Genomic DNA, 2,405 nt, shown 5'->3' with positions numbered 1-2,405 from the left:
TGGCGTGCGCCTGCTCCTGCGGCTTGAGCCGGACCTGACCTGGTTTGCGGGCCACTTTCCCGGCGCGCCCCTGCTGCCAGGAGTTACCCAGATCCACTGGGTCATGCACTATGCCGCCAGCCGACTCAACCTGGAGTTACCGTTTCACGGGCTGGATCAGCTCAAGTTCCAGCGTCCGCTGCGGCCGGGGGCAGAGTGCAGCCTGAGCCTGCAGTGGCAGCCACAAAAGGATCAACTCGTTTTCAGCTACGCGCTGGGGGATGAGCTGGCGAGCAGCGGACGGGTGCGCTTCATCCCATGACGACCTGCATCCTGATCCCCTGTTACAACCACGCCGGCCCCCTGTCCGCCGTGCTGGATCGGCTGGCCGAATATGAGCTGCCCTGCCTGCTTATCGACGATGGCAGCGAACCTGTCGTCGCCGCCGCACTGGATGCGCTGGCCGCACGCCACCCCTTGGTTACCCTGCTGCGTCATTCGCACAACCAGGGCAAAGGCGGCGCCGTGATGACGGGGCTGCGCCACGCCTATGGCCTCGGTTTCAGCCACGCCCTGCAGGTGGATGCCGATGGCCAGCACGATCTGGCAGACATTCCGGCCCTGCTGGCCGAGGCGGGCAAATGCCCGGAGGCACTTATCTCGGGGCGGCCTGTCTACGACGATTCCGTGCCCAAGGGGCGCCTCTATGGCCGCTACATCACTCATGTCTGGGTTTGGATCGAGACGCTGTCGTTTGCCATCAAGGACAGCATGTGTGGCTTTCGGGTCTATCCGCTGGCAGCCAGCTGCGCGCTGCTCGAACGGGTGGCGCTCGGCAGGCGGATGGATTTCGACACCGAGGTGATGGTGCGCCTGCACTGGGCCGGGGTGGCGGTGCGTTTCGTGCCGACCCGGGTCATCTATCCCGCCGATGGCAGCTCCCATTTCCAGCTCTGGCGCGACAACCGCGATATTTCATGGATGCACACCCGGCTGGTGTGCCGCCTGCTGTGGGATCTGCTGCTGCGCCTGGCGAGTGGGCCATGTCGCCTCTGGTCATGGGCGACCCGGCTGTGGCGTGAACGCCGTACCCACTGGTCGCGCACGCCGGAGCGCGGCTCCCTGCTCGGTATGCAGATCATGCTGGCCAGCTATCGCCTGCTGGGGCGACGGGGCTTTTCTCTGCTGCTCTACCCCGTCATCGGCTACTTCTGGCTGACCGGCCGCACCCAGCGTCAGGCATCCCAAGCCTATCTGGCCCGGCTCGAGAGCTTCGCTCGCGCGCAGGGTGTGGCACTGCCCGCCGAGCCGAGATCGAGCTTTCGCCACTTTCTGCGCTTTGGCGAGGCGGCGCTCGACAAGCTGGCCGGCTGGCGTGGCGACATAGCCGAGGATCAGGTCGAGCTGGTGGGGAAGGATCACTACGAGGCCGCTATCAACAGCGGCAAGGGCTTGCTGCTGCTGGGCTCTCATCTTGGCGATCTCGAGCTGTGCCGGGCCCTTGGCAGCCGCAAGGGGGAGGTGCGCATCAATGCGCTGGTTTTCACCCGTCACGCGGCCCGCTTCAACGCCCTGCTCAAGCAGATCAACCCGGATTCGTGGCTCAATCTCATCCAGGTGCAGGAGATGGGAGCTGATACCGCCATCCTGCTCAAGGAGAAGCTGGATCAGGGGGAGTGGGTGGTGATCGTCGGCGATCGCACCTCTGTGACCCGGGAGAAGCGGGTGGTCTGGGCCGACTTTCTCGGCGCGCCGGCCCCCTTTCCCCTCGGTCCCTTTGCCCTGGCTAGCGTGCTGGGTTGCCCGGTTTACCTGATGTTCGGCCTCAAGGAGCAGGGGCGCTTTCGGGTGCATTTCGAGCCCTTTGCCGACAGCCTCAGTCTGCCGCGCCATGGGCGACAGCAGATACTTGCGTCCCGGGTGCAGGCCTATGCCGATCGTCTGCAGCATCACTGCCTGCGCGCCCCGCTGGACTGGTTCAACTTCTTTGATTTCTGGCAGCTGACCGATGAACAAGAGTGAGATGAAGTGCGTCACCTTTGGCGCCGAGCCGTTGACCATCGAAGATGTGGTGGCGCTGGCAGAGCGTCGTGTCCGCCCGGCATTGAACGGGGATCCCGCCTTTATGGAGCGTATCCAGCGGGGGGCCGATTTTCTCGATAGATTGCTGGCCGAGGAGGGGGTCATCTATGGGGTGACCACAGGCTACGGGGATTCGGTGACCCGGCCCGTGCCTGCCGAGCTGGTGCCTGAGCTGCCGCTGCACCTGACCCGCTTCCACGGTTGTGGGCTGGGTGAGGATCTTGACCTCGATGCCGGTCGCGCCGTGCTGGCGACCCGGCTATGTTCCCTGGCGCAAGGGGTCTCCGGCGTCAGCCCTGGTTTGCTCGAGAGGCTCTGCTGGCTGCTGGAGCAGGATCTCATAC

The 2,405-nt window shown here is 64.9% G+C and carries 3 protein-coding genes; all 3 read left to right on the top strand.

What is annotated here, in order from left to right:
- Positions 1-301: ApeI family dehydratase (locus AAC083_RS09400; protein WP_219927875.1), on the top strand; the 301-nt coding region annotated here is incomplete at its 5' end.
- Positions 298-2,001, top strand: coding sequence for a glycosyltransferase family 2 protein (locus tag AAC083_RS09395; RefSeq protein ID WP_108536436.1), 1,704 nt, complete (start codon positions 298-300; stop codon positions 1,999-2,001). The genes AAC083_RS09400 and AAC083_RS09395, both read left to right, overlap by 4 nt.
- A partial coding sequence (locus AAC083_RS09390; RefSeq protein WP_146181634.1) for an aromatic amino acid lyase occupies positions 1,988-2,405 on the top strand: 418 nt, incomplete at its 3' end. The genes AAC083_RS09395 and AAC083_RS09390, both read left to right, overlap by 14 nt.

It is taken from the genome of Aeromonas sp. HMWF014, assembly GCF_963878295.1.
GTDB lineage: Bacteria > Pseudomonadota > Gammaproteobacteria > Enterobacterales > Aeromonadaceae > Aeromonas > Aeromonas popoffii.
The sequence above is the reverse complement of the archived record's forward strand: the minus strand, read 5'-3'. Positions and strand labels throughout refer to the sequence as shown.

Bases quoted from the DNA above. Each gene is read 5' to 3' on its own strand.
- AAC083_RS09395 (WP_108536436.1), top strand. From the start codon at position 298: ATGACGACCTGCATCCTGATCCCCTGTTACAACCACGCCGGCCCCCTG.